Origin of the sequence: Novosphingobium flavum (assembly GCF_014230315.1) — a bacterium.
GTDB classification, from domain to species: Bacteria; Pseudomonadota; Alphaproteobacteria; order Sphingomonadales; family Sphingomonadaceae; genus Novosphingobium; species Novosphingobium flavum.
In genome coordinates this window covers 24,161-47,162 of sequence record NZ_JACLAW010000013.1, presented here as the reverse complement: position 1 = coordinate 47,162, position 23,002 = coordinate 24,161, and the positions used below count along the sequence as shown (strand labels likewise).

Here is a 23,002-nt window from a genome sequence, read left to right as displayed (position 1 = left end):
ATTTCAATTTTTTTGCAGCCCGGCGCTTGCCCTGCGCCGATTCAAGTCCATAACTCGCTCTTGTCCCCGACGGAGATTCCTTCGGGGGTATCACGGAACAAATCAGCGCTGGCGGCCGAATCTCGCATTTCGGCTGTGGGGGTTGTTTTGTCTGCCGCTTGCGGGGGTTTGCGGCACCGCGATTGTTCGGGTCTGGCTTGGCTGGGGGAGCATTTCTTGTGACGCAGGCAACGGGGGGACAGCGCGCTTCGGGCGTGTCCATGGAAGGTATGTCCAAATCCAAGGGCATGGCGCATAAAGGTAAGTCAGACGAAGCGCGAATGATGGAAGATAAAGAAGCACTCGACCTCGCCGCGGACTGGGCGGATATCAGCCAGGGCCTGCGAAAGGACCTCGGCCAGCAGTTGCACACGCAGTGGATCAAGCCGATCCAGCTGGGCTCGTTCTGCAAGGAAACCGGCACGCTGGACCTGTTCCTGCCGACCGAATTTTCGGCCAACTGGGTGGCGGACCGTTTCGCCGACCGGCTGAGCCTGGCGTGGAAGATCGCCCGCAGCGAAGTGCGCAACGTGCGCATCTCGGTGCATCCGGCGCGCCGCCAGATGCCCGACCTGCGCCTTGCCGGCCAGCCCTCCTCGCGCCGCCCGGCCAATGACGGCGCCCCCACCGCCCCGATTCCCGAACCCGCCCCGCTCACCATGCCCGGCGGCGAGTTCGCCACGCTCGGCCAGCCCTCGATCGGCCTCGATCCCTCGCTGACTTTCACGACCTTCGTCACCGGCACGGCCAATGTGCTGGCCTGTAACGCGGCGCAGCGCATGGCTGCGCCCGAAAAGCCCCAGTTCTCGCCGCTCTACCTCAAGGCGGCGACCGGGCAGGGCAAGACTCACCTGCTCCACGCGATCGGCCATGCGTTCCTCGCCAACCACCCGCGCGGCCGGATCTTCTACTGCTCGGCCGAGCGCTTCATGGTCGAATTCGTCCAGGCCCTGCGCCAGAACCAGATGATCGAATTCAAGGCGCGCCTGCGCGGCTTCGACCTCCTCATGGTCGACGACATCCAGTTCATCATCGGCAAGGCCAGCGCCCAGGAAGAGCTGCTCTACACGATCGACGCCCTGCTTAACGAAGGCAAGCGGCTGGTCTTCGCGGCCGACCGCGCACCCCAGGCGCTCGACGGGGTCGAGCAGCGCCTTCTCTCGCGCCTGTCGATGGGTCTCGTCGCCGATATCCAGCCGGCCGACATCGACCTGCGCCGCTCGATCCTCGAGCATCGCCTCGCCCGTTTCGCCCCGGCCGACGTGCCGGCCGACGTGGTCGAGTTCCTCGCACGCACGATCAACCGCAACGTGCGCGAACTGGTTGGCGGCCTCAACAAGCTGATCGCCTATGCCCAGCTGACGGGACAGAAGGTCTCGCTCCAGCTTGCCGAGGAACAGCTGACCGACATCCTCTCGGCCAACCGCCGCCGGATCACGATCGACGAGATCCAGCGCACCGTCTGCCAGTTCTACCGGGTCGACCGGACGGAAATGGCAAGCAAGCGCCGTGCCCGCGCCGTGGTCCGTCCGCGTCAGGTGGCGATGTATCTCGCCAAGGTGCTCACCCCGCGTTCCTACCCGGAAATCGGGCGCAAGTTCGGCGGGCGCGATCACTCCACGGTGATTCACGCCGTGCGCCTGATCGAAGACCTGCGCACGCGTGACGCCGATATGGACGGCGACGTGCGCAGCCTGCTGCGCCAGCTCGAAAGCTGATCACCTGACATGCAAAACGGCCCGGACAGCGATGCCCGGGCCGTTTTTCCATGCTTTTCCCGCAGTTCTCCGCCGGGAATCCCCCGCCTTGTCCACAGGGCGGGCGGGCGCGGCGCGTTCCGCGAACCTTACCCCTGCGCCGCCGCGATCAGCCCGACCAGCCAGGCCTGATGGCCATTGATCATCGGGTTGGGCACGGCCGCGGCGAGTTCCTTGGCCGGGGCGCCGTTCTGGGTTTCCTGGGTAAGCACGCGGACGCGGCCACCGGAGAGGTCTTCGACCAGCCAGGCGTGGTGGACGTCGAGGCGCTGGTCACCCTCGCCTGACCAGCCGTGCCAGGCGACGCGGCCGGGGCGATTGCCTTCGGGGACTTCGTACTCGGTCACTTCACATTCGACCGGAAAGCCGAAGGTGCGGAAGAAGAAGCGCGTGCCTGCGGCCAGTTCGGGCCCGGCAGCGCCGTGGAAGGCAATGTCCGAGCAGTTCTCGTAGTAAGTCGGCCAGGCCTCGGGACGCGCCAGCAGGGGCCAGACCCGCGCGGCGGCGAGGCCGGCGACGATGACTTCGTTCGAAGCGAAATTGTCCGAGAAGCCGGGGACATAGCCTTCCGGCCAGACGATTGCGTGCATGACAGGGTTCCTTCTTCGTTACCCCGTCGCAAATGGTCCTCGCCATGATATAAGTCCAATAAGCATCGTTCATCGAGATAATCATGATTCGTGATATCAGGTCGCTCGACCTCAACCTGCTCAAGGCGCTCGATGCCTTGCTGATCGAGTGCAATGCGACGCGGGCGGCGGAGCGGCTCGGGTTGACCCAGCCGGCGGTGAGCGGCCTGCTCGCGCGGCTGCGCGATGCCTTTGGCGATCCGCTGTTCGTGCGCGGCCAGAGGGGGATGCTGCCGACCGAGCGGGCACTGCAACTGGCGGGGCCGGTACGGCAGGTGCTGGAAGCGGCCGAGGCCCTGCTGCAGCGCCCGGCCTTCGTCCCGGCCGAGGCGGACATGACCCTGACCCTGGCCGCGACCGACTATGCGCTGCAGGCCGTGGTCGCGCCGTTCCTGGTGCGGCTGCGCGTCGAAGCGCCGGGCATCCGGGTGGCGGCGCTGGCGGCGGACAGCCTTGCCCTGCAGGCCCGGTTCGATACCGGCGATCTCGACCTCGCCCTGACCACCCCGCAGACCGCCCTGCCCGCGCTACATGCCCGCACCCTGTTCGAGGAAGACTATGTGGTGGCGCTGCGCGAAGATCATCCCGATGCCGCAGCCCCGCTCGGGCTGGATCGCTATTGCGCGCTGGACCATGCGCTGGTGTCGCTCGCGGGTGGCGGTTTTGCGGGAGTGGCCGACGCGGCGCTGGCCGGGCTGGGGCGCTCCCGCCGGGTTGTCCTGTCGGTCAGCAGTTTCCTCGTTCTGGCCGGAATCCTGCGCAGCACCGACCTGATCGCCACGGTGCCGCGCCGGCTGCTGCGTGACATGCCGGGGCTGGCGATCCGACCCCTGCCCCTGCCGGTGCCGGGCTTCACCAAGATCGCGGTCTGGCACGAACGCACGCACCGCGACGAGGGGCACCGCTGGTTGCGTGGGCTCCTGTTCGAGACGGCGCGGGCGGCCTGAGCCGGATTGGCCGCTCGATTGACCCTTGCGCTTGGGGCGCGCTGCCCTAAATCCCGGCGCCATGGCCCTGCCCGCTGACCGTCTCGACCGTTTCGCCCGCCACATCGTCCTGCCCGAGGTGGGCGGCGCCGGGCAGGTCGCGCTGACCGAGGCTCATGTCGTGCTGGTGGGGTGCGGGGGGATCGGGTCTCCGGCGCTGCAATATCTGGCCGCCGCCGGGATCGGCAAGCTGACCCTGATCGACGACGACGTGGTCGAGGCGAGCAACCTTCAGCGCCAGACGCTGTTTTCGCTCGCAAATCTTGGCCAGAGCAAGGCCGATGCGGCGGCAGACTGGGTGCGGCGGTTCGACCTTGCGCTGGAGGTCCACGCGCTGCGCCTGCGCCTCGACCGGGCCAATGCGGGCGACTGCATCGCCGGTGCAACGGTGGTGCTCGATGGCTGCGACAACTTCGCAACCCGCCTTGCCGTGTCCGATGCCTGCGTGAAGGCCGGCGTGCCGCTCACCAGCGCGGCGCTGGGCCGGTTCCAGGGGCAGGTGGCGAACTTTGCCGGGCACTTGCCGGGCCAGCCCTGCTATCGCTGCTGGGTGGGCGATGCCTTCGACGCCGAGGACTGCGACACCTGTGCTGCCGACGGCGTGCTGGGAGCCATGGCCGGCATGATCGGCACGTTCGGCGCAATGCAGGCGATCCGGGTGATCCTGGAAGGCCGCGCGGTGCTGGGCGACCCGCAGTGGGGCCAGTTGCACCTGTTCGACGGCCTCACCCCCTCGCTGCGGACGATCAAGGTGCCCAAGGATACGGGCTGCCGGGCCTGCTCAGGCGCCTAACACCTCATCCACCCAGGCCGGGACCAGTTCGGAGGCCGGGCCAAGCCGGGTCTCGTGAAACCAGGCCGAGCCCTGCGAGCGTTCGAGGTTGAGCTCGAGCGTCTGCACGCCCATCTCGCGCGCGAGGCGAACATAGCCCGCCGCCGGATAGACCGCGCCGGAGGTGCCGATCGAGACGAACAGGTCGGCCTCGCCCAGCGCGGCGTGAATCTCGTCCATCCGGTAGGGCATCTCGCCGAACCAGACGACATCGGGCCTGAGCGCGCGCGAGCCGCAGCGCGGGCAGGCCGGACGGTCGATCAGCGGTCCCGTCCAGCGCGAACGGCCATCGCAATAGGTGCACCAGGCATTGAGGTGCTCGCCATGCATGTGCAGCACGCGGGCGGCCCCGGCCCGTTCGTGGAGGTCATCGACGTTCTGCGTGACGATCAGCAGTTTGCCGCGCCATTCCCGGTCAAGCCGGGCCAGGGCATCGTGCGCGGGGTTGGGCAGCTTGGTCTGGATCGCGGCGCGGCGCATGTCGTAGAACCTGAGGACGAGGTTCGGATCGCGCTCGAAAGCCTCGGGCGTGGCGACGTCTTCCACCCGGTGCTGTTCCCACAGCCCGCCGCCGTCCCGAAAGGTGTCGATCCCGCTCTCGGCGGAAACGCCCGCTCCGGTCAGGACGACGATGTTGGCCGGCTTGCCCATGATGTTCAGCGCTCTTTCAGGTTCGGGCCGAGTTTTCCGGCCCAGGCGATCCCCGCCCGCATCAGTTCGAGAACCCGCGCATCGTCATAGACCTCGGGCCGGTGGCCGATGGCCGAATAGAACGACCGCCCCCGCCCAACGTCACGGGTCCAGGCGATCGGGTGATCGCCCATGGTGAATTCAGGCCCCGGCGCATAGCTCCTCTCGTCCAGCGTGGCGACGACATGGGCGCCGCTTTGGCGCGGATTGGCCGTGAAGGAATACCATTCGTCGGTGAGCGACCATTCGGCCGGAACCTTGGCCCCGAGCGGAGAGCGCTCCATGCGGATCGTTGCCCGCTGGAACTGCGGATCACGCGGATGGCCAAGGAAGCGCGCGCCGACCAGCCGGTCCAGATACCAGTCCCAGAACGCCAGCGGATCGCCCGCGCTGCCATGGATGCCGACATAGCCGCCGCCCTGCTCGACATAGCGGCGGAAGGCGGCGCGCTGCGGCAGGGTCAGCACATCGCCGCTGACATTGTTCCAGACCACGACGCGGAACCGGCGCAGGATCTCGGGCCGCATGACCCCGCCCTTGTCGGTGACGACCACGGCCCAGCCGTTCTCGCGCGCCAGCCGTTCGACCGCGCGCTGGCCGGCCTCGACCGAGGGACCATCGCGGAAGCCGGTGATCTTGGCGAACAGCAGGATCGCGGGCTTGCGGGGCGGAAGGCGGAAAACCGGGCGATCATCGTCATACCTGGCGCAGCGGGCGATGCGATCAGCCCCGGTGACGGGCAATTGGCGCAGATCGGCATCGAGCGCGGCGAGCGACGCGGTCGGCCAGCCCATCCACTTGGCCATGCCCCGGATGGACATGATCGCCCCGAAAGTGGGCGCCTTTGTTGTCGCCATGAGCGGGGGCAAGCCCTCGACCTTGCCGGGAAAGGCGGCGCGCAGGAGGGCGGAGGCGCGCGGCGACAGCAGGACATCGACCAGCGGCCCATCGACCGAGAACGGCGCCCCGGCCAGCGGGCAGGACAGCAGCGGCGCTTTCGCGGCAGCCGGGCTGGCCAATGCCATTGCGCAACTGGCCGCGATGGCCGCCACAACCCTCAATCCCCGCATCTCGCTTCCGCCTCCCCTTCGACGCTTGTCTCGCATCCGTTTGTGCGCCATTCGCTGGCGCGAGTTCAGCATGGCCATCGGGTGGAGGCAAGCAAGTGTCGCGGATCGGAATTATCGGCAGTGCCGGACGGATGGGCAAGGCGCTCGCCGAGGCGATCACGGCGGCGGGCGAGACCGTCTCGGGCGGGATCGACCGCGATGGCGACGTGGCGGCACTGGCCGCCGCGAGCGACGTGCTGGTCGATTTCTCCAGCCCCGCCGCGCTCGAGGGCAATCTCCATGCGGCGATCGTTGCCGGCGTGCCGATCGTGATCGGCACCACCGGCCTTGAGGAACGCCACCACTGGCTGATCGACAGCGCGGCCGAACAGATCGCCGTGCTCCAGACCGGCAATACCTCGCTCGGCGTCAATATGCTGGCCCACCTCGTGCGCGAGGCGGCGAGCCGGCTGGGCGAGGACTGGGACATCGAAATCGTCGAGACGCACCACCGGATGAAGGTCGATGCGCCTTCCGGCACGGCTCTGCTGCTGGGCGAAGCCGCCGCCGAAGGGCGCGGGATCGGCCTGTCCCAACATGCTGTGCGCGGGCGCGACGGAATCACCGGCGCGCGCGAGGCTGGCACGATTGGTTTTGCGGCTTTGCGCGGCGGCTCGGTCGCGGGCGATCACACGGTCCACCTGCTGGCCGACAACGAACGCATCTCGCTCTCCCACCTCGCGGAAAATCGCGGCATTTTCGCCAAGGGCGCGGTCCGCGCCTGCCAGTGGCTGATCGGCAAGGAGCCGGGCCGTTACCGGATGCCCGAGGTTCTCGGCCTTTGAAGCGGGAGCAGATTTTCGAGTTCTTCCGACGCCTCGCCGAGCTTAACCCCTCGCCCGAGACCGAGCTGGAATTCGGCAATCACTTCCAGTTGCTCGTCGCCGTGGTGCTCTCGGCCCAGTCGACCGACGTCGGCGTCAACAAGGCAACGCGGGCGCTGTTCCGCGAGGTCAAGACGCCCGAGCAGATGGTGGCGCTGGGCGAGGACGGGCTGAAGGAGCACATCAAGACCATCGGCCTGTTCAATTCCAAGGCCAGGAACGTGATCGCCCTCTCCGCAATCCTCGTGCGCGATCATGGCGGCGAGGTTCCGGCCGACCGGGACGCCCTCACCGCGCTTCCCGGCGTTGGCCGCAAGACGGCCAACGTCGTGCTGAACTGCGCCTTCGGGGCCGAGACCTTCGCGGTCGACACCCATATCTTCCGCGTCGGCAACCGCACCGGCCTTGCGAAGGGCAAGACGCCGCTCGCGGTCGAAAAGCAGCTGGAAAAGAAAGTGCCGCAGCCATTCCGCGTCGGCGCGCATCACTGGCTGATCCTGCACGGCCGCTACATCTGCAAGGCGCGGACGCCCGAATGCTGGCGCTGCCCGGTGGTGGACCTGTGCGCGTTCAAGGACAAGGTGCTGCAGAAGGGCGGCAAGGCCAAGGCCTAGCCGCCTCGTCATTGCGAGCGTAGCGAAGCAATCCAGCGCCTCGCCTCCCGCCCTGGATTGCTTCGTCGCTGCGCTCCTCGCAATGACGAGGCCGGGGAGATTTACTGCTCCGGATCGAGATGCAGGCCGCGCTTGCCGTGTTCGGGCGTGTCGTGCGGGGCTTCACCAATCGGGGCGTCGGGATCGCGCATCGGCTGGAGCATGCCTTCCCACTTGGTGATGACGGCCGTGGCGACGGCGTTGCCGACCACATTGGTGGCGGTGCGGCCCATGTCGAGGAAGGTATCGACTCCGAGGATCAGGGCGATCCCTTCAACCGGCAGGCCGAACTGGGTGAGCGTGGCGGCGATGACGACGAGGCTGGCGCGGGGCACGGCGGCGATGCCCTTGGACGTGACCATCAGGGTCAGCAGCATGGCGATTTGCTGGCCGATCGAGAGGTGGATGCCATAGGCCTGGGCGATGAACATGGTCGCGAAGGACGTGTACATCATCGAGCCGTCGAGGTTGAACGAATAGCCGAGCGGCAGGACGAAGCCCGAGATGCGGCGCGGAACGCCGAAACGGTCGAGCTGTTCGAACAGGCGCGGCAGGGCGCTTTCCGAGCTGGCGGTGGAAAAGGCGAGGATCACCGGCTCGCGGATGTAGCGGACCAGCGCAAGGGCCCGCTTCCTGAGGACGATGGCGCACATGCCGAACAGGATGGTCCAGAGGATGGCGAGGCCAAAGTAGAACTCGCTCATCAGCGCTGCATAGGTGATGACGATGCCGAAGCCGCGGATCGCGATGACCGAGGCCATGGCCCCGAACACCGCGAACGGGGCGAAGCGCATGACATAGTCGGTCATCTGCATCATCAGCTGGGCCAGCGCATCGCAGCCTTCGACGATGATCTTGCCCCGCTCGCGCAGGGCCGAGAGCGCGACGCCCGCGAACAGAGAGAACACGAGGATCTGCAGGACGTTGTTCTTGGCCATGGCGTCGAGCGCGCTGGTCGGGAAGACCTCGAGCACGAAGTGGCGGAAGGTGAAGTCCGACGTCGCCAGGGCGCCGATGTCTCCGCCCGCCTTGAACTGGAGGCCGACGCCGGGCTGGAACAGGTTGATCAGCAGCAGGCCGACCCCGATCGAGATCAGGCTGGCGGTGATGAACCAGGCCAGTGCCCGCCCGCCAATCCGGCCAAGCGCCGAAGAATCGCCCATGCCCGCGATCCCGGTGACCAGCGTGGCGAAGACCAGCGGGGCGATGATCATCTTGATCAGGTGCAGGAAAACGTCGGGCAGCAGCTTCAGGAAATCGGCGATGGTGGCGAGGGTCGGATCACCTTCCGGATAGGCGTGATGCAGGGCCGTGCCGATGGCGATGCCGAGCACCAGTCCGACCAGGATCCAGATCGTCAGCCGCTTCGTCATGCAAAACCCTTCACCAGCCACATTCCGGCGAGCCTAGCCGCACTACCCGCGCGCGGCAAATGCGCGGGCGTGCGTAGGCGAGGCTTCAGCCGGCGAGGACCGCCTGGGCGATACGCGCGTAGATCCGCGAGAGGGCTTCGAGGTCGTCGATCGCGGCGGCTTCGTCGCGCTTGTGCATGGTGGCGTTGCACAGGCCGAATTCAACCACGGGGCAGACCGCCTTGAGGAAGCGCGCGTCGGAGGTTCCGCCGGTGGTGGAGAGTTCGGCCTCGACCCCGGTTTCGGCGCGGATCGCCTCGGCGATGATGGTGGAGAAGGCACCGGGCTGGGTGAGGAAGGCTTCGCCGGAGATGATCGGGCGGGTGGTGCCGCCGTGGCGCGTGGCGATCTGGTCCACCAGTTGCGAGAGGCTTGCCCCGGTATGCCGGTCGTTGAAACGGATCGAGATGCGGGCCGAGGCCTTGGGCGGGATCACGTTGGTGGCCGGGTTGCCGCAGGAGACGTCGGTGATTTCGAGATTGCTCGGCTGGAACCAGTCGGTCCCCTCGTCGAGCACGAGGGCATCGAGTTCGGCGAGGATGGCGACCAGCTTGGGCAGCGGATTGTCAGCCAGGTGCGGATAGGCGACGTGGCCTTCCTTGCCCTCGACCTCGATCCAGATGTTGACCGAGCCGCGGCGCCCGACCTTCATCATGTCGCCGAGGCGATTGACCGAGGTGGGTTCGCCGACGAGGCAAAGATCAGGCTGCTCGCCGTGGGCGCGCATCCAGTCGATCAGGGCGACGGTGCCGTAAGTGGCAGCGCCCTCCTCGTCGCCGGTGATGATGAAGGAGAGGGTGCCGGCCTCTTGCGGGATCGTGGCGGCCGCGTGGATCATCGCCGCAACCGAGCCCTTCATGTCGACCGCGCCGCGCCCATAGAGGAGCCCGCCGCGCCGCTCGGGAAGGAAGGGGGCGCTGGTCCAGCCCTCGCCCGGGGGGACGACATCGACGTGGCCGGCATAGGCGAAGTGGCGCGAGCCTTCGGGGCCGCGGCGCACGGCGTAGAGGTTCTCGACCGGACCGTCCGGCGCCTCGCCGTTCACCATGCGGTGGACCTCGAAGCCCAGCGGCCGCAGCAGGCCTTCGAGGCAATCGAAGACGAGGCCGGTGGCCGGGGTCACGCTGGGGCAGGCGATCAGCGCTTCGGCGAGGTCGGTGGCGGTGCGGGCGTCAGTCATCCCCCGCGCATATGGCGGGACGGCGCGCGAGACAAGCTCAGGCCATCTGGCCTTCGTATTGCTCGATCACCCATTCCTCCGCCTCGGCCGCCTCGACCCAGGCCTGGAGCCAGTCATGCTCCCACACCGCCTGCATATAGGCGACGGCGAAGCCGGGGACGGGGATCGCATAGGTGAGGAAGCGGCTGACGACCGGGGCGAAGAACACGTCCGCGGCGCAGAACGTGCCGAACAGGAACGGGCCGCCCCGCCCGAAGCGGGCCCGCGCCTCGGCCCAGAGGGTGAGGATGCGCACCACGTCGGCCCGGGTCTGCGGGTGCAGCTCGAACTCGTCGAAGCGGCGGCGCACGTTCATCGGGCACTGGGTGCGCAGCGCGGAAAAGCTGGAGTGCATCTCGGCCACCATCGAGCGGGCCATGGCGCGGGCATCGTCAGCCTTGGGCCAGAACCGGTCGCGCCCCACCTTGTCCCCGAGGTATTCGAGGATGGCGAGGCTGTCCCACACCACGGCATCGCCGTCCCACAGCACCGGCACCCGGCCGTGCGACGGGGCGATCTCGCCCATGTCGAGCTTGGCCGCGTCCCATGCCTCGCCATAGAGCGGGATAGTGATTTCCTCGAAGTGCAGGCCGGACTGCTTCGCCGCCAGCCAGCCGCGCAGCGACCAGCTCGAATAGTTCTTGTTGCCGATGATGAGCTTCATGAGCGCGAGGCTATGCGTTCACGCCCAGCCTGTCGAGACTGAACAAGCCCGTGTCGCAGCCCCGTGCGCCGGGGCAGCGGCGGGGGAAATCAGATCAGCGCGTCTTCCAGCACGGCGGCACGCAGGTCGTCTATGCCCATCTTCAGTTCCGCCGAGGTGACCAGCACCTGCGGGTGCGCGGCGATGTGCTTGCGGGCCTCGGCCTCGGTCCGGGCGGTGACTTCGGCGAGTTCGCTGGCCTTGATCTTGTCGGCCTTGGTCAGGACCACGCGGTAGCCCACGGCGGCCTCGTCGAGCATCTTCATCATGTCGTCGTCGACCGGCTTGATGCCGTGGCGCGCGTCGACCAGCAGCAGCGTGCGGCGCAGGACGACCCGCCCGCGCAGGAAATCGCGCACCAGCCGGCGCCATTTCTCGACCACGGCGGGCGGCGCCTTGGCGAAGCCGTAGCCCGGCATGTCGACCAGCCGGAAGGACAGCGGATCGCCCACCTCGAAGAAGTTCAGCTCCTGCGTGCGGCCGGGAGTGACCGAGGCGCGGGCCAGGGACTTGCGCCCGGTCAGGGCATTGAGCAGCGACGACTTGCCGACGTTGGAGCGCCCGGCGAAGGCGACCTCGGGCACGGTCGGCTCGGGCAGGAACTTGAGCGCAGGGGCGGACAACAGGAAGTCGACGCGCCCGGAAAAAAGCTTCCGGGCGCGCTCGATCAGCTCGTCGCGGTCAGACTGGTCGTTCACTTGGCGCGCTTGGACGCGGCGGCTACGTCCGCCCGTTCCTTGTCGACCATCGCCTTGAGCTGCGGGTGCCGCGCATAGAGGAACTTCTGCTGGGCGATGGTGAGCAGGTTCGAGGTGATCCAGTAGATCAGCAGGCCGGCCGCGAAGGGCGCCATGACGAACATCATCATCCACGGCATGAAGGCGAAGACCTGCTGCTGGACCGGATCGGGGCTCGCCGGGTTGAGCTTGAACTGCAGCCACATGGTAAAGCCGAGCAGCAGGGCGAGAATGCCGATGGCAAGGAAGCCCGGCGGGGTGAACGGCAGCAAGCCGAACAGGTTGAGGACGTGCAGCGGATCGGGCGCGGAAAGATCGTGAATCCACAGCGCGAAGGGCTGGTGGCGCATTTCGACGGCGAGGGTCAGCACCTTGTAGAGCGCGAAGAACACCGGGATCTGGAGGAAGATCGGCAGGCAGCCCGCGAGCGGGTTGACCCCCTCCTCGCGGTAGAGCTTCATGGTCTCCTCTTGAAGCTTCTGCTTGTCCTCCTTGTAGCGTTCCTGCAGCACCTTCATCTTCGGCTGGATCGCGCGCATCGAGGCCATCGACTTGAACTGGCGCTGGGCGACCGGGAACATGATCCCGCGCACGATCAGGGTGAGCAGAATGATGGCGGCGCCGAAGTTGCCCACGGTCTTGAACAGGGCCTTGAGCAGCCAGAAGATCGGCTTTTCGAACCAGAAGAACCAGCCCCAGTCGATCGAGTGACCGAACTTGGCGAGCCCGGCTTCCTCGTAACGGTCGAGCACGCTCGACTCCTTGGCGCCGGCGAAGAGGCGGGTCTCGGTCGTCACCTGCTGGCCGGGGGCGACGTCGACCGGCTGGTAGAACAGGTCAGCCAGATAGATGCCATTGCCGATCGCGCGGAAGTCCGAGCCCTGCGCGTTCTGGCCGGGAACCAGCACGCTCATCCAGTAGATGTCGGTGAAGCCGACCCAATCGGGCTTGCCCTCGTTGGTGACGGTCTGGGCTTCCAGCACGTCCTTGTAGTTGGGCTTGAACGAAACCGAGCCGTCAAAGGCACCGAAGGGGCCCGAGTGCAGGGTCCAGGTCGAGACCGAGGCGGTCTTGTCCGTGCGGTTGAGCTGGGCGATCGGCTGGACCTTGATCGGCGCCGGGGCGGCATTGGCCACGGTCTGCTTCGCAGTGATCAGGTAATCCTCGTCGATCGCATAGGTGATCGTGAAGGTCTGGCCCGCCCCGCTGTTCCAGGTCAGGGTGACCGGGGTCTGCGGCGTGAGCTTCGCGCCCTGCGGCGCGGCCCAGACGGTGCGGGCATTGGGCAGGTTCACCCCCTGGCCGGACCAGCCAAGCTGGGCATAGTGCTGCGCCGGGGTGCCGGCAGGCGAAAACACGCGGTTGGCGCCGCTGTTCTTGTCCGAGGTGGCGGTGTGGCGGTTGGTGACGAGATCGTCGAGCAGGGCGCCGGTCAGGTTGATCGAGCCCGACAGGCCGGGCGCGGCGATGGCCACGCGGCCGGCCGGGCTCAGCGCCGTCGCCAGGTCGCGCGCTTCGAGCGCCTGGTCAGCCGCGTTGGTCAGCCCGCCCTCTCGCGTCGGCTTGCCGCTCGCCGGATCGGCCGAGACCGATCCGGGCGCAGCCGGAGCGCTGGCCGCCGGGCGGGGCTTGCTCGCCTCGGGGTACAGATACTTCATGCCGGTATCCCAGCCGAAGATGAGCAGGATGGTCAGCAGAACTGCCAGTATCAGGTTACGCTGATTGTCCACGAAGGTCCCCGAAGTCTTTCTTCATCAAGTGCCGGGGCCGCTTTACGGCACCGGATCATAGCCGTGCCCGCCCCAAGGGTGGCAGCGCAATAGACGCTTAAGCGCCAGCCAGCCACCCTTAATCGCACCGTATTTTTCAAGCGCCTCGATCGCATATTGCGAGCACGACGGGGCATAACGGCAAGTGGGCGGAAGAACCCGCGAAGGGCCAAGTTGCCAGGCGCGGGCGACGAGAATCAGCAGACGCTTCATCGCCGCGGCCCGCCCTTCCCTTCCGGGCGGCGTTTCCGCGGCGGATCGCCCTTGCCCGCCCCCGCGCGGGCCAGCGCGGCCAGCAGCTCCTCGCGCAGCAGGGCGAAATCACGCTCGATCCCGCCTTCGCGGCCGATCAGCACGTGATCGGTGCCCGCCAGCCCCGCCTCGGGCAGGATCTCACGCAGCAGGGCGCGGAAACGGCGCTTCATCCGGTTGCGGACGACGGCATTGCCGATTTTCTTGGTGACGGTGATGCCGAAGCGCTGGGCGCCGGTCTCGTTCGCCCGGATGAGCAGGACGAAGCCCGGCCGGGCAACGCGGGTGCCGCGATTGGCGCTGAGGAAATCGGCGCGCCGGGTGAGAACTTGCGGCTTGGTCATCGAAGGCAATTCAGGTCACAGGCGCAGAAACGGGTTCGGCCCGCTTTCCCTGCCCAGTCACCCGAATCGCATCGGGATGCATGGGCAGGGAAAGCGGGCCGGATCCGCGAACCCCCGGCACGAGCCGGAGGAACACCCGACCGATCAGGCCGAGAGCTTCTTGCGGCCGCGAGCGCGGCGAGCAGCGAGAACCTTGCGGCCGCCGACGGTGGCGGTGCGGGCACGGAAGCCGTGGCGGCGCGCGCGAACGAGGCGGCTGGGCTGGAAGGTGCGCTTCATGATGAAACCTCTGATACGATAACAAACAGGCCGCCCGCGAAGGCAGCTGAAACTGGAAGGGCGCCGTTAAGCGAGACGGAGATTCGAGTCAATGGGTTAGTGCGTCCCTCGCCTCCGCGAAGGGCTTGCGGCGAGTCTCTTGTTGGTGGGTGGCGCGAGGTCACGCCGTCAGGCGGGACCGGTCAACGCACAAGACTCAGTTGTAACGCACCCACTGGGCCATCTGCCCGGCGCTGAGCCAGCGGGCCTGGGCGTTGGGGACCGAATTGGTCATGTCATAGAAGGCCCGCGCCTCGGCCGCGCTCATGCCCATTTCTCGGTAGTAGTCGAGATAGATCCGGTTTTCGGGCGCGCTCATCGGGAAGTCCGAAGGTTCGTGACCATCCTCGTCGGCCCAGGAGTGGACGGCGAACTCGGCGCCCGGCTCGGCCTTGTGCGTGACCCCGGCGAGGAACAGCTCGACCGCGCCCGAGCGGACCGAACCGCCATCGGGCACGTGAGTCGACAGGCCCCTGGCGTGGATCATCCGCCCGAGCGCGAGGTTGGCGCGGTCATCGTCCGTGCCCGGACATTCGACCAGTTCGAGCAGGCGGATGCCGGGATGGGCCTTCAGCATGGCCGCGAAAGCCGCCGGGCTGCGCTCGTCGGTCGCGTCGACGAGCGCAGCCCGATTGTCGTCCAGCACCCGGAACGGGCCAAAGGCGGCGATCCCGCGCGGATTGGGGGCGCGGGCGGCAGCGGCGACGAAGCGATCGGAACCGCCCTCGCCGCCGACTGCCGGGACTGCTTCCTCGACGACCTCCTCGATCACCGTGACCGTCACCGCCTGCCCGGCCAGCGCGGGGCGCGGCAAGGCAGCGAGCAGGGCGGCCAGCAGAACGGGAGCGAGGCGAGCGGGGGGACGCATGGCCGCAGGATGCCCGCCGGAATGCTACCAGCGGCCTCACGGGGAGCGTGAAGATTGTCTTAACCGAGAGGCTGCGGCGACGCCTTCCGCGCCGCAATCAAGCAACGGCCCTTCCAGACCTTCGGTCGCACGCGGCGACAACTCAGTTTGAATAATGAGCATATATTCATGCTCGGACGGATTTCTTGCTTCGCCAAATTGTTTCATTCATTTTGGCGCCCAGCTGTCTTTACCGAATTTCGGCGCAATAGCCGCTTCGGCTCAATATCGGCTCTGGCAGGGGAAAGCATGAAGCCTCGTTCACCGCTGGTTGCCGGGCTGACCTCGAACCGGCTGTTCGCCCCCCTCGTCATCGCCTCGATGTTACTGTGCATCGCCGCAAATGCGTGGCTGCTCTCCCACCCCAATTTCGTTCGCGTGATGGGCGTCACCGATTTTCAGGATTTCTACGTCGTGGGCCAACTCGCCCTGAACGGCAAAGTCGAATGTGCTTACGAATGGGAGTGCCTTCGGCAGGCACAGCTTGCGCATTTCCACGACTGGCAGTTCATGCCTTGGGCCTACCCGCCCCCCTTCACTGCCGTTGTCGAAGCCTTTGCGACACTCCCGCACGCACTTTCGTATGGGGCGTTCACCGGCCTGACCTTTTGCCTGTACTGCCTGGCCGTCTACAAGTTGGCGGGGCGTTACTCAGCCTTCGCGCTGGCACTCACTATTCCTGCCATGCTGATCAATGTGCGCTGCGGCCAGAATGGGTTCCTGACCGCCGGCCTTGTCGGCCTTTTCGCCCAGAACTATCTGGAGCGAGGCAGGCGTGGAGGCCTTGCGCTTGGCGCAATGATCATCAAGCCCCATCTTGCCGTAGCCTGCGCGTTTCTGGTGCTGATCGACCGGCGCTGGCGAACGACCGGCCAGGCGATCGCCATTGCAATTGCGGCCATGATCGTGGCCACGATCGCTCTGGGCGCGCCGGTCTGGGAGGCCTTCCGCGACAGTTCGGAGGCTTCCACGGCCAGTTTGATGAACGGCGAATTCCCGATTGGGCGCATGACGTCGGCCTACGCCATGGCATATCGGTTCGAATGGGGGGCCAGCTTGGCGATGGCACTTCAGATTGTGGTCGCACTATTCGCGCTCGCCTCAATCTTCATCCTTTCCAGGCGGTGCAAAGATGATCGCATGGTTCTTTCATACACCATTGCCGCATCAATGTTCGTTAGCCCCTACAACTATGACTACGACCTGACCTTCATGGCGATAGCTCTGGCATTGATCGCCCCTGTCGCGGTGCAATACATTTCCGGCCTCGAAATGGTGGCGCTAGGCGCGCTCTCATGGCTTTCGGCAGCCAATTTCGCGCTAGCCTCCATGACTGCCGCGCCTTGGGGGTTCGTCCAGCCCAGTGAAATCTGGTCAATCTCGTTCCCGTGCCTCCTCGGCATGTGCGCCATTCTGGCCAATGCGGTCAGACGGCGCCGGGCAACCGGCGGTGCCACGATCGCGCCGTCGATCCAGGCATTTCCTTGATCACCCCCTCGACAGGACCTGCCGCATAGCCCTACACAAAGATAAGGTTTTGTACGGGGGTTTGCTTGGTCGCGCTGGTTCGGACGGTTGCCTATCTCGGGCTGGAGGCCCGTAGCGTCGAAGTGCAATGCCAGGTCGCTCCGGGGATGCCGGGGTTCCATCTCGTCGGCCTGCCGGACAAGGCGGTGAACGAGAGCCGCCAGCGGGTCCAGGCCACGCTGTCCTCGCTCGGCCTCGCGCTGCCGCCCAAGCGGATCACGATCAACCTCTCCCCCGCCGACCTGCCCAAGGAAGGCTCGCACTACGATCTGCCGATCGCGCTGGCCCTGCTGGCGGCCATGGGGGTTACCGATGCCGAGCAACTGGCCGATCACATCGCCGTGGGTGAACTGTCGCTCGACGGGCGCATCGTGGCGACGCCGGGGGTGCTGCTCGCCGCGATCCATGCCAGCGCCGAGGACAAGGGGCTGATCTGCCCCGCCGCGCAGGGGGCCGAGGCGCGCTGGGCGAGCGGGGTGGCCGTGCTGGCCGCGCCCGACCTCGTCTCGCTGCTCAACCACCTCAAGGGCCAGACCGTTCTGCCCGTGCCCCGGCCGGGCGAGGCCGGAGAGGGGCCGCGCGGGCCGGACCTCAAGCAGGTCAAGGGCCAGGAAACCGCCAAGCGCGCGCTCGAGATCGCCGCCGCCGGGGGGCACAACCTGCTGATGTGCGGCCCGCCCGGCGCCGGCAAGAGCCTGCTCGCGGCCTGCCTGCCGGGCATCCTGCCCGAACTGACCCCGCCCGAGGCGCTGGAGGTGTCGATGGTCGCCTCGGTGGCCGGAACGCTGGAGGACGGGCGGATCAGCCGCGCCCGGCCGTTCCGCAGTCCGCACCATTCCGCCTCCATGGCCGCGCTGACCGGGGGCGGGCTGAAAGTGCGGCCGGGCGAGGTCAGCATGGCCCACCTCGGCGTGCTGTTCCTTGACGAGCTGCCCGAATTCCAGCGCGCCGTGCTCGATTCGCTGCGCCAGCCGCTGGAGACGGGCGAGGTCTCGGTGGCGCGGGCCAATGCCCATGTCACCTTTCCGGCGCGGGTGCAGCTGGTCGCGGCGATGAACCCATGCCGCTGCGGCCACCTCGGCGATCCGGCGCTGGGCTGCAGCCGCGCGCCCAAATGCGCGGCGGACTACCAGTCCAGGGTTTCCGGGCCGCTGCTTGACCGGATCGACCTCCACGTGGAGGTAGACCCGGTCAGCGCGATGGACCTTGCCCTGCCTGCCCCGGCCGAAGGCTCGGCCGAAGTGGCGCAGCGCGTGGGCCGGGCCCGCGCGGTGCAGACCGCGCGGCTCGAAGGACACGGCGCGCGCACCAATGCCGAGCTGGACGGCGACCTGCTCGACCGCTTCGCCACCCCCGACGAGGCGGGCCGCAAGCTGCTGCTGCAGGCGGCCGAGGCGATGCGGCTGTCGGCGCGGGGCTATGTCAGGATGCTGCGGGTGGCGCGGACCGTGGCCGATCTGGCCGGGGCCGAAACGGTGGGCCGGGTTCACGTTGCCGAGGCCCTGAGCTATCGCCGGCAAGCCCCGCGAGCCTGACGGCCTTAGGGCAATCGACCCCGGCGTGATACTGTTAGTCAGGCTGGGGGGCAGAGCTATGTTCTGGGGGCGGATTCGCTGCATGTTCTGCGACCACGAGCCGGATCGGCGGCGGGTCAGGAAAGCCGGCGAAGACTATGTCGGCCATTGCGCACATTGCAACGCGCCGATCCGGCGGATCAAGCGCGATCGCTGGGTCCGGGCGTGGCACTGGCCGGGGTAAGTTCCGGCCGCGCTGACGTTATGGTCAGCGCCTCCCCCTACATTCCAGCCATCCGGCAGCGCGCCGAGTCCCTCGACGGCCGACAACCGCGTGGCCGTGGCCGCCCAGCCTCCGCGCACTCAGGGAGCGGCCGGAGGTGGCGAAACGGGCGCGGGCGGAGAAAGCGGCGCAGCTGCGGGAAGCACCACGCGCCGCACGCTCAGCACCTTTACCGCCGGTTCGAGCAGCTGGCCCTTGAGCGGGGTCCCCTCGCCCTTGGTCGGCGAGCGGGGCGCGTCCCAGATCCGGCGCACCACATCCATCCCCGAGACGACATGGCCGAAAGCGGAAAAACCCGCCTGAAGATCGGGATCGGCTGACTTCGGATCGGCGTCGAGCTGCGGCAGGTCGGCCAGCAGGATCGAAAAATCCGACGTCGCCGTGCCCGGCGCGAAACGCGCCATGGAGAGGGCGCCGGCCTTGTGGCTGATCCCGGTCAGGCTGGTCGGCTCGTGGATGACCGGCGGCAGGACCTTGCGCGGATCGCCGCTCCACCCGCCCTGGATCAGGCCGTTGGGCTGGTCACCCCAATCAAGGTGCATCGCGCGGTAGAAGGTCATCCCGTCGAACCGCTTGCCATCGACATAGCGGACGAAATTCTCGACCGTCTTCGGGGCACGGAGGTGATCGAGGTCCGCCTCGATCGTGCCCATTTCGGTGACGATCGCAACGCGCACCGTGTCGCCCATAGGCAGGGCCACTGGCGGCCGGGGCGGCGGCGGGGCGGCCTTGCGCTTGGCCGGAGCGGCGGCGGTGAGCAGGGCCGCGGCGAGCGGGGCGAGCAGCAGGATGGCGGGGCGATTCATCGCCGTGACCATGCCCTGCCCCGACCTGCGAAACCAGCCCCGCAGCGCCGTCAGGTCAGGACCGCATCGCTCGCCACCGGCAGGACGGCGCAGGCGGCGCCGGGCCGGCCGATATCGGCGCGCTCGATCCAGATCAGGTCGTCGTAGTTGATCGCGCGGCCATCGGCGGCATGGATGGCGATCGGCGCGATCGGCAGGCAGTCCCGCCGATCGACCAGCACCGGGTTGGGCATAGCGCAGGGGCCGTGCCGCTCACCCCACTGGCGCAGCGCGATCAGCGCGGGCAGCAGGTCGGTTCCCTTCGCCGTGAGCCGGTAGGCGATCTTGCGGCGATCGTCCTGCTGCGGCTCGCGCGCCAGGATGCCATGTTCGACCAGCCGCGCTAGCCGGTTGGACAGGATGTTGCGGGCAATGCCCAGCACGGCGAGAAATTCCTCGAAATGGCAAACCTGATGAAAGGCCGCGCGCAGGATGAGGAACGACCAGCGCTCTCCCATCACCTCCAAGGCTGTCGGCAGGCCGCATTCGACGCCGATCACCTCGCGTATGTTTGCCATATCCCCTGTACCCCAGCATGTCCCCGATATGACAATATGCTGAAAGCGTCGTTATTCCAATCAATCAATCATGTTTCGGGCCTGCAATTCGCCGGAAAATGCGGCGGAATCGCGGAACAGGTGCCCCTGCCAGCCGCAAGCGCGCACCGCAGCAATATTGGCCGGGTTGTCATCGACGAACAGCATGGCCCCGGGGGCATGGCCAAAGCGGGCCTCGGCCAGCCGGTAGATCGCCGGATCGGGCTTGGCGATCTTCTCCACGCCCGAGACCACGATGTCGCGGAAGTGATCGAAGATGGGGTGAAGCGGGCGGAAACCCGCCCAGAACTCGGCCCCGAAATTGGTGATGGCGTAAAGCGGCACACCGCGCGCGGACAGTTCCTCGACGATGGCGAAGCTGCCGGGCACCGGGCCGGGGATCGAATCGTTGAAGCGATAGGCCCAGGCCTCGATCAGGTGGGCATGATCGGGGAATTCGGCCTGCCGTTCGGCAAGCATCTCGGCCACGCCGCGCCCCTCGTCGTGCTGGAAGTGCCAGCGCTCGGTGACGACATTGGTGAGGAACCAGTCCAGCTCGGCCGGATCGGGAATCAACGGGGCATAGAGATGGCGCAGGTCCCACTCGAACAGGACCCGACCGACGTCGAAGACCACTGCCTCGACCGGGGCGAAGCGTTCGGCCCCATCGCTGCCGTCAGTACCGTGCACGAATCGCCTCCTCGGCCCTGCCTGTCCGGCGCCGCGCCTTGCGGAGCCCGGAAACGGCGGCGGCCCGCTCCCCTGTCGGAGGCGGGCCGTCAGCCTGCCGGGCCACGGAGGCCCAGACCGCGTGGCGCCGGGCTTAGCCCTGGCGCGCCTTGAAGCGGCGGTTGGTCTTGTTGATCACGTAGGTCCGGCCACGGCGACGGATAACGCGGTTATCCCGGTGACGATCCTTGAGCGACTTCAGGCTGTTGCGAATCTTCATGACTACCTCGTGCGGCGGAGGACCGCTGAAAACTGGAAGTGGGCCGTTAGGCGCTGGCGCCCCCTGAGTCAACCGCCGGCGGGGTTAAAATCGCGCCCTTCGCTTCAGGCTTCGGCGGGGATTTGCGCCGTCCTGATCTCCGACAGGCGCCGCTCCCATGCCAGGGCATGGGCGACGATCGTGTCGAGATCGGCAAAGCGCGGCTGCCACGGCAGGGTAGCGCGGATCAGGCTGTTGTCGGACACCAGGCTGGCCGGATCACCCGCGCGGCGCCCCTCGATCCGCCGCTGAATCTTCATGTTGGTCACCCGGTCGACCGCGTCGAGCACTTCGAGCACCGAGAAGCCCCGGCCATAGCCGCAATTCATCGTCAGCGAGCGGGCGGGATCGGCGATCAGCGCCTCGAGCGCGAGGACATGGGCCGAGGCGAGGTCGGCGACATGGATGTAGTCCCTCACCCCGGTGCCGTCGGCCGTGTCGAAATCGGTGCCGAACACGCCGACATGGCTGCGCTTGCCCAGCGCCGCCTCGACCGCGACCTTGATCAGGTGCGTGGCCCCGGCGGTCGACTGGCCCGAGCGCGCCTCGGGATCGGCGCCGGCCACGTTGAAATAGCGCAGCGCGCAGAAGTTGAGCGGATGCGCCCGCGCCGTGTCCGCCAGCATGAACTCGGTCATCAGCTTGGACATGCCGTAGGGATTGATCGGCTGCTTCGGGCTGGCCTCGGTCACCGGCGAGACGGCGGGATCACCGTAGGTCGCCGCGGTCGAGCTGAAGATGAAGTGCGGCACGCCGGCGGCCACGGCGGCGGCGATCAGGGCGCGGCTCTTCACCGTGTTGTTGTGATAGTAATCGAGCGGCTTCTCGACCGATTCGGGGACCACGATCGAGCCGGCGAAATGCATGATCGCCCGCGTGCCCTGTTCGGCGAAGATCCGCGCCAGCAGGGCGCCGTCCTCGATGTCGCCCTGATAGAGCGGCACCCCTTCCGGCACGGCGAAGCGGAAACCGGTGCTCAGGTTGTCGATCACCGCGACCGGCCAGCCGGCATCCTTGAGCGCGAGTACCGCATGGCTGCCGATATAGCCGGCGCCGCCAGTCACCAGGACCGGAACCCTTGAAGTGGACATCGCGCGAATCATTCCTTGGCTTGTTGCCCCGATCGGCTAGCACGCGAAGTGGAGCATTTGGGTTAAACTGATTGGGTTTACCGCAGCGCGCAAGCCGGCCCGCCCTCCTTCCCGGCGGCCGTTCATTCATGGCCGGGCAAGGCGGCGCGGGATAGTCGGTTGGGTGGGGACGACGAAAGGACGATTTTTCATGCCTGTCTCCCGCCCTGCCCTGTCTTTGGCCCCGTCTATGGCCAAGTCTTTGGCCTCCCGCACAGTCCTGGCGCTCGCGCTTGGCGCAGCCCTTGCCCCCCTTCCCGCTGCCGCGCGCGGCTGGGGTGGTGGTTGGGGCGGCGGCTGGGGCGGCGGGCCGTGGGACGGTCCGATGTACCCCGCCTCCTCCCCTTCCCGCTCGGCCGAGGCCGCCGAGGGGCGCGTCACCGTCTCACGCTTCGTCAGCGAGGGCACGGCGGCCGATGCGCTCGGCCACGGCAAGGTCATGGTCAGCGGCGCGCCGACCGGATCGGGCGTCGAGAGCCGGGAACTGGCCACTTATGAAGCCGCCGTGCTCGATCAGCTCGCCCAGGTCGGCTACCGAACCGATGCGCCCGAATCCGAGGCCGCGACCGTGGTCGAACTGCACGTCAGCCATGACGAGGTCGCCCCGCAGGAAGTGAAGAAGCCGGTCAGCGGCGAGGCGACGGTGGGCGTTTCCAACCGCGGCTCGATGTTCGGCCTCGCCGTCGCGGTCGACCTGTCCAAGCCCAAGGGCGCGCTGATCGCCAGCCGGCTCGAGGCGCGGATCAGGGACAAGGCCACCGGCGCCGTGCTGTGGGAAGGCCGCGCCGACACGATCACCCGCGAGGGCAACGACAAGTGGACCGAGGGCGCGATCGCCAACCGCCTCGCCGCCGCCCTGTTCGACGGTTTCCCCGGCAAGGCCGACCCGGTGCCCGGCCGGCCCTGAAGCCGCGCCCACACCGGCACGGCCATTTGCGCAGGCACGGCTTGCAAATCGCGCCTTGCGGTCACAACTTCGGAACCGATGCGGCGGCCGTG

25 protein-coding genes are annotated in these 23,002 nt (G+C 67.5%); 8 read left to right on the top strand and 17 right to left on the bottom strand.

Annotated features, from left to right (window positions below; genetic code table 11):
• Nucleotides 1-320 precede the first annotated feature (320 nt).
• Nucleotides 321-1,757, top strand: coding sequence for a chromosomal replication initiator protein DnaA (dnaA, locus tag H7F51_RS15510; RefSeq protein WP_185665225.1), 1,437 nt, complete (start codon nucleotides 321-323; stop codon nucleotides 1,755-1,757).
• 128 nt (nucleotides 1,758-1,885) lie between these two features.
• Here the strand turns inward: dnaA and H7F51_RS15505 are convergent, their stop codons facing one another.
• The gene (locus H7F51_RS15505) at nucleotides 1,886-2,386 is read right to left on the bottom strand and encodes an SRPBCC family protein (protein WP_185665224.1); all 501 of its coding nucleotides are present in this window, start codon (nucleotides 2,384-2,386) and stop codon (nucleotides 1,886-1,888) included.
• An 83-nt stretch (nucleotides 2,387-2,469) separates the two neighbouring features.
• Here H7F51_RS15505 and H7F51_RS15500 point away from each other — a divergent pair, with 83 nt between their 5' ends.
• Together H7F51_RS15500 and H7F51_RS15495 are read left to right on the top strand one after the other, a co-directional pair.
• Complete coding sequence (locus H7F51_RS15500) at nucleotides 2,470-3,372, top strand: LysR family transcriptional regulator (protein ID WP_185665223.1); 903 nt, start codon at nucleotides 2,470-2,472, stop codon at nucleotides 3,370-3,372.
• A gap of 61 nt (nucleotides 3,373-3,433) precedes the next feature.
• The gene (locus tag H7F51_RS15495) at nucleotides 3,434-4,204 is read left to right on the top strand and encodes a HesA/MoeB/ThiF family protein (protein ID WP_185665222.1); all 771 of its coding nucleotides are present in this window, start codon (nucleotides 3,434-3,436) and stop codon (nucleotides 4,202-4,204) included.
• On the opposite strand, the gene H7F51_RS15490 is transcribed toward H7F51_RS15495, so the two are convergent.
• Nucleotides 4,193-4,894 (bottom strand): NAD-dependent deacylase, encoded by a 702-nt coding sequence (locus H7F51_RS15490; protein WP_185665221.1) that lies wholly within the window; start codon nucleotides 4,892-4,894, stop codon nucleotides 4,193-4,195. The genes H7F51_RS15495 and H7F51_RS15490 overlap by 12 nt on opposite strands.
• Before the next feature lie 5 nt (nucleotides 4,895-4,899).
• Nucleotides 4,900-5,958 carry a ThuA domain-containing protein gene (locus H7F51_RS15485; protein WP_246448602.1) on the bottom strand — a complete coding sequence of 353 codons (1,059 nt, stop codon included), beginning with the start codon at nucleotides 5,956-5,958 and terminating at the stop codon, nucleotides 4,900-4,902.
• 140 nt (nucleotides 5,959-6,098) lie between these two features.
• Between H7F51_RS15485 and dapB the strand changes: the two genes are divergently transcribed.
• Together dapB and nth are read left to right on the top strand one after the other, a co-directional pair.
• On the top strand, nucleotides 6,099-6,827 hold the full coding sequence (gene dapB, locus H7F51_RS15480) for a 4-hydroxy-tetrahydrodipicolinate reductase (protein WP_185665219.1): 729 nt from the start codon (nucleotides 6,099-6,101) through the stop codon (nucleotides 6,825-6,827).
• Nucleotides 6,824-7,480 carry an endonuclease III gene (nth, locus tag H7F51_RS15475; RefSeq protein ID WP_185665218.1) on the top strand — a complete coding sequence of 219 codons (657 nt, stop codon included), beginning with the start codon at nucleotides 6,824-6,826 and terminating at the stop codon, nucleotides 7,478-7,480. The genes dapB and nth overlap by 4 nt, the downstream gene beginning before the upstream one ends.
• 101 nt (nucleotides 7,481-7,581) lie before the next feature.
• On the opposite strand, the gene H7F51_RS15470 is transcribed toward nth, so the two are convergent.
• The 9 genes from H7F51_RS15470 to H7F51_RS15430 all read right to left on the bottom strand — a co-directional run bounded on the left by H7F51_RS15470 (nucleotide 7,582) and on the right by H7F51_RS15430 (nucleotide 15,141).
• Nucleotides 7,582-8,892: a dicarboxylate/amino acid:cation symporter gene (locus tag H7F51_RS15470; RefSeq protein WP_185665217.1), complete on the bottom strand. Its 1,311-nt coding sequence runs from the start codon at nucleotides 8,890-8,892 to the stop codon at nucleotides 7,582-7,584.
• 85 nt (nucleotides 8,893-8,977) lie between these two features.
• Nucleotides 8,978-10,111: a succinyl-diaminopimelate desuccinylase gene (gene dapE, locus H7F51_RS15465; RefSeq protein WP_185665216.1), complete on the bottom strand. Its 1,134-nt coding sequence runs from the start codon at nucleotides 10,109-10,111 to the stop codon at nucleotides 8,978-8,980.
• 37 nt (nucleotides 10,112-10,148) lie between these two features.
• A complete protein-coding gene (locus H7F51_RS15460) occupies nucleotides 10,149-10,814 on the bottom strand; it encodes a glutathione S-transferase family protein (RefSeq protein WP_185665215.1) in 666 nt (221 codons plus the stop codon).
• A gap of 89 nt (nucleotides 10,815-10,903) precedes the next feature.
• Nucleotides 10,904-11,551 carry a ribosome biogenesis GTP-binding protein YihA/YsxC gene (gene yihA / locus H7F51_RS15455; protein ID WP_185665214.1) on the bottom strand — a complete coding sequence of 216 codons (648 nt, stop codon included), beginning with the start codon at nucleotides 11,549-11,551 and terminating at the stop codon, nucleotides 10,904-10,906.
• Nucleotides 11,548-13,320, bottom strand: a complete 1,773-nt coding sequence (gene yidC / locus H7F51_RS15450; protein ID WP_185665213.1) for a membrane protein insertase YidC — start codon at nucleotides 13,318-13,320, stop codon at nucleotides 11,548-11,550. Before yidC ends, yihA begins: the two co-directional genes overlap by 4 nt.
• 42 nt (nucleotides 13,321-13,362) lie before the next feature.
• Nucleotides 13,363-13,572: a membrane protein insertion efficiency factor YidD gene (gene yidD, locus H7F51_RS15445; protein WP_185665212.1), complete on the bottom strand. Its 210-nt coding sequence runs from the start codon at nucleotides 13,570-13,572 to the stop codon at nucleotides 13,363-13,365.
• On the bottom strand, nucleotides 13,569-13,955 hold the full coding sequence (rnpA, locus tag H7F51_RS15440; protein ID WP_185665211.1) for a ribonuclease P protein component: 387 nt from the start codon (nucleotides 13,953-13,955) through the stop codon (nucleotides 13,569-13,571). The genes yidD and rnpA overlap by 4 nt, the downstream gene beginning before the upstream one ends.
• Nucleotides 13,956-14,099: 144 nt before the next feature.
• Nucleotides 14,100-14,234 carry a 50S ribosomal protein L34 gene (gene rpmH, locus H7F51_RS15435; RefSeq protein WP_011444236.1) on the bottom strand — a complete coding sequence of 45 codons (135 nt, stop codon included), beginning with the start codon at nucleotides 14,232-14,234 and terminating at the stop codon, nucleotides 14,100-14,102.
• A 196-nt stretch (nucleotides 14,235-14,430) separates the two neighbouring features.
• Nucleotides 14,431-15,141 carry an alpha/beta hydrolase gene (locus H7F51_RS15430; protein WP_185665210.1) on the bottom strand — a complete coding sequence of 237 codons (711 nt, stop codon included), beginning with the start codon at nucleotides 15,139-15,141 and terminating at the stop codon, nucleotides 14,431-14,433.
• 288 nt (nucleotides 15,142-15,429) lie between these two features.
• Between H7F51_RS15430 and H7F51_RS15425 the strand changes: the two genes are divergently transcribed.
• Nucleotides 15,430-16,668 carry a glycosyltransferase family 87 protein gene (locus H7F51_RS15425; RefSeq protein ID WP_185665209.1) on the top strand — a complete coding sequence of 413 codons (1,239 nt, stop codon included), beginning with the start codon at nucleotides 15,430-15,432 and terminating at the stop codon, nucleotides 16,666-16,668.
• Between the two features lie 65 nt (nucleotides 16,669-16,733).
• Nucleotides 16,734-18,242 (top strand): YifB family Mg chelatase-like AAA ATPase, encoded by a 1,509-nt coding sequence (locus H7F51_RS15420; protein ID WP_185665208.1) that lies wholly within the window; start codon nucleotides 16,734-16,736, stop codon nucleotides 18,240-18,242.
• 342 nt (nucleotides 18,243-18,584) lie between these two features.
• Here H7F51_RS15420 and H7F51_RS15415 read toward each other — a convergent pair whose 3' ends face one another.
• The 5 genes from H7F51_RS15415 to galE form a co-directional block, all read right to left on the bottom strand.
• Nucleotides 18,585-19,310, bottom strand: a complete 726-nt coding sequence (locus tag H7F51_RS15415; protein ID WP_185665207.1) for a peptidylprolyl isomerase — start codon at nucleotides 19,308-19,310, stop codon at nucleotides 18,585-18,587.
• A 50-nt stretch (nucleotides 19,311-19,360) separates the two neighbouring features.
• Nucleotides 19,361-19,867, bottom strand: a complete 507-nt coding sequence (locus H7F51_RS15410; protein ID WP_185665206.1) for a winged helix-turn-helix transcriptional regulator — start codon at nucleotides 19,865-19,867, stop codon at nucleotides 19,361-19,363.
• Nucleotides 19,868-19,927: 60 nt separating this feature from the next.
• Nucleotides 19,928-20,575, bottom strand: coding sequence for an HAD-IA family hydrolase (locus tag H7F51_RS15405; RefSeq protein WP_185665205.1), 648 nt, complete (start codon nucleotides 20,573-20,575; stop codon nucleotides 19,928-19,930).
• A gap of 133 nt (nucleotides 20,576-20,708) precedes the next feature.
• The gene (gene ykgO / locus H7F51_RS15400) at nucleotides 20,709-20,834 is read right to left on the bottom strand and encodes a type B 50S ribosomal protein L36 (RefSeq protein WP_003046794.1); all 126 of its coding nucleotides are present in this window, start codon (nucleotides 20,832-20,834) and stop codon (nucleotides 20,709-20,711) included.
• Nucleotides 20,835-20,938: 104 nt separating this feature from the next.
• Nucleotides 20,939-21,964: a UDP-glucose 4-epimerase GalE gene (gene galE, locus H7F51_RS15395; RefSeq protein ID WP_185665204.1), complete on the bottom strand. Its 1,026-nt coding sequence runs from the start codon at nucleotides 21,962-21,964 to the stop codon at nucleotides 20,939-20,941.
• A gap of 229 nt (nucleotides 21,965-22,193) precedes the next feature.
• Here galE and H7F51_RS15390 point away from each other — a divergent pair, with 229 nt between their 5' ends.
• Nucleotides 22,194-22,910 carry a DUF4136 domain-containing protein gene (locus H7F51_RS15390; RefSeq protein ID WP_185665203.1) on the top strand — a complete coding sequence of 239 codons (717 nt, stop codon included), beginning with the start codon at nucleotides 22,194-22,196 and terminating at the stop codon, nucleotides 22,908-22,910.
• Nucleotides 22,911-23,002 lie beyond the last annotated feature (92 nt).

Bases quoted from the DNA above. Each gene is read 5' to 3' on its own strand.
- H7F51_RS15505 (WP_185665224.1), bottom strand. From the start codon at position 2,386: ATGCACGCAATCGTCTGGCCGGAAGGCTATGTCCCCGGCTTCTCGGAC.
- H7F51_RS15470 (WP_185665217.1), bottom strand. From the start codon at position 8,892: ATGACGAAGCGGCTGACGATCTGGATCCTGGTCGGACTGGTGCTCGGC.
- dnaA (WP_185665225.1), top strand. From the start codon at position 321: ATGATGGAAGATAAAGAAGCACTCGACCTCGCCGCGGACTGGGCGGAT.
- ykgO (WP_003046794.1), bottom strand. From the start codon at position 20,834: ATGAAGATTCGCAACAGCCTGAAGTCGCTCAAGGATCGTCACCGGGAT.
- H7F51_RS15415 (WP_185665207.1), bottom strand. From the start codon at position 19,310: ATGAATCGCCCCGCCATCCTGCTGCTCGCCCCGCTCGCCGCGGCCCTG.
- H7F51_RS15430 (WP_185665210.1), bottom strand. From the start codon at position 15,141: ATGCGTCCCCCCGCTCGCCTCGCTCCCGTTCTGCTGGCCGCCCTGCTC.
- yidD (WP_185665212.1), bottom strand. From the start codon at position 13,572: ATGAAGCGTCTGCTGATTCTCGTCGCCCGCGCCTGGCAACTTGGCCCT.
- H7F51_RS15425 (WP_185665209.1), top strand. From the start codon at position 15,430: ATGAAGCCTCGTTCACCGCTGGTTGCCGGGCTGACCTCGAACCGGCTG.
- H7F51_RS15490 (WP_185665221.1), bottom strand. From the start codon at position 4,894: ATGGGCAAGCCGGCCAACATCGTCGTCCTGACCGGAGCGGGCGTTTCC.
- H7F51_RS15410 (WP_185665206.1), bottom strand. From the start codon at position 19,867: ATGGCAAACATACGCGAGGTGATCGGCGTCGAATGCGGCCTGCCGACA.
- galE (WP_185665204.1), bottom strand. From the start codon at position 21,964: ATGTCCACTTCAAGGGTTCCGGTCCTGGTGACTGGCGGCGCCGGCTAT.
- H7F51_RS15460 (WP_185665215.1), bottom strand. From the start codon at position 10,814: ATGAAGCTCATCATCGGCAACAAGAACTATTCGAGCTGGTCGCTGCGC.
- rnpA (WP_185665211.1), bottom strand. From the start codon at position 13,955: ATGACCAAGCCGCAAGTTCTCACCCGGCGCGCCGATTTCCTCAGCGCC.
- H7F51_RS15495 (WP_185665222.1), top strand. From the start codon at position 3,434: ATGGCCCTGCCCGCTGACCGTCTCGACCGTTTCGCCCGCCACATCGTC.
- dapE (WP_185665216.1), bottom strand. From the start codon at position 10,111: ATGACTGACGCCCGCACCGCCACCGACCTCGCCGAAGCGCTGATCGCC.
- H7F51_RS15500 (WP_185665223.1), top strand. From the start codon at position 2,470: ATGATTCGTGATATCAGGTCGCTCGACCTCAACCTGCTCAAGGCGCTC.
- rpmH (WP_011444236.1), bottom strand. From the start codon at position 14,234: ATGAAGCGCACCTTCCAGCCCAGCCGCCTCGTTCGCGCGCGCCGCCAC.
- H7F51_RS15485 (WP_246448602.1), bottom strand. From the start codon at position 5,958: ATGGCATTGGCCAGCCCGGCTGCCGCGAAAGCGCCGCTGCTGTCCTGC.
- H7F51_RS15390 (WP_185665203.1), top strand. From the start codon at position 22,194: ATGGCCAAGTCTTTGGCCTCCCGCACAGTCCTGGCGCTCGCGCTTGGC.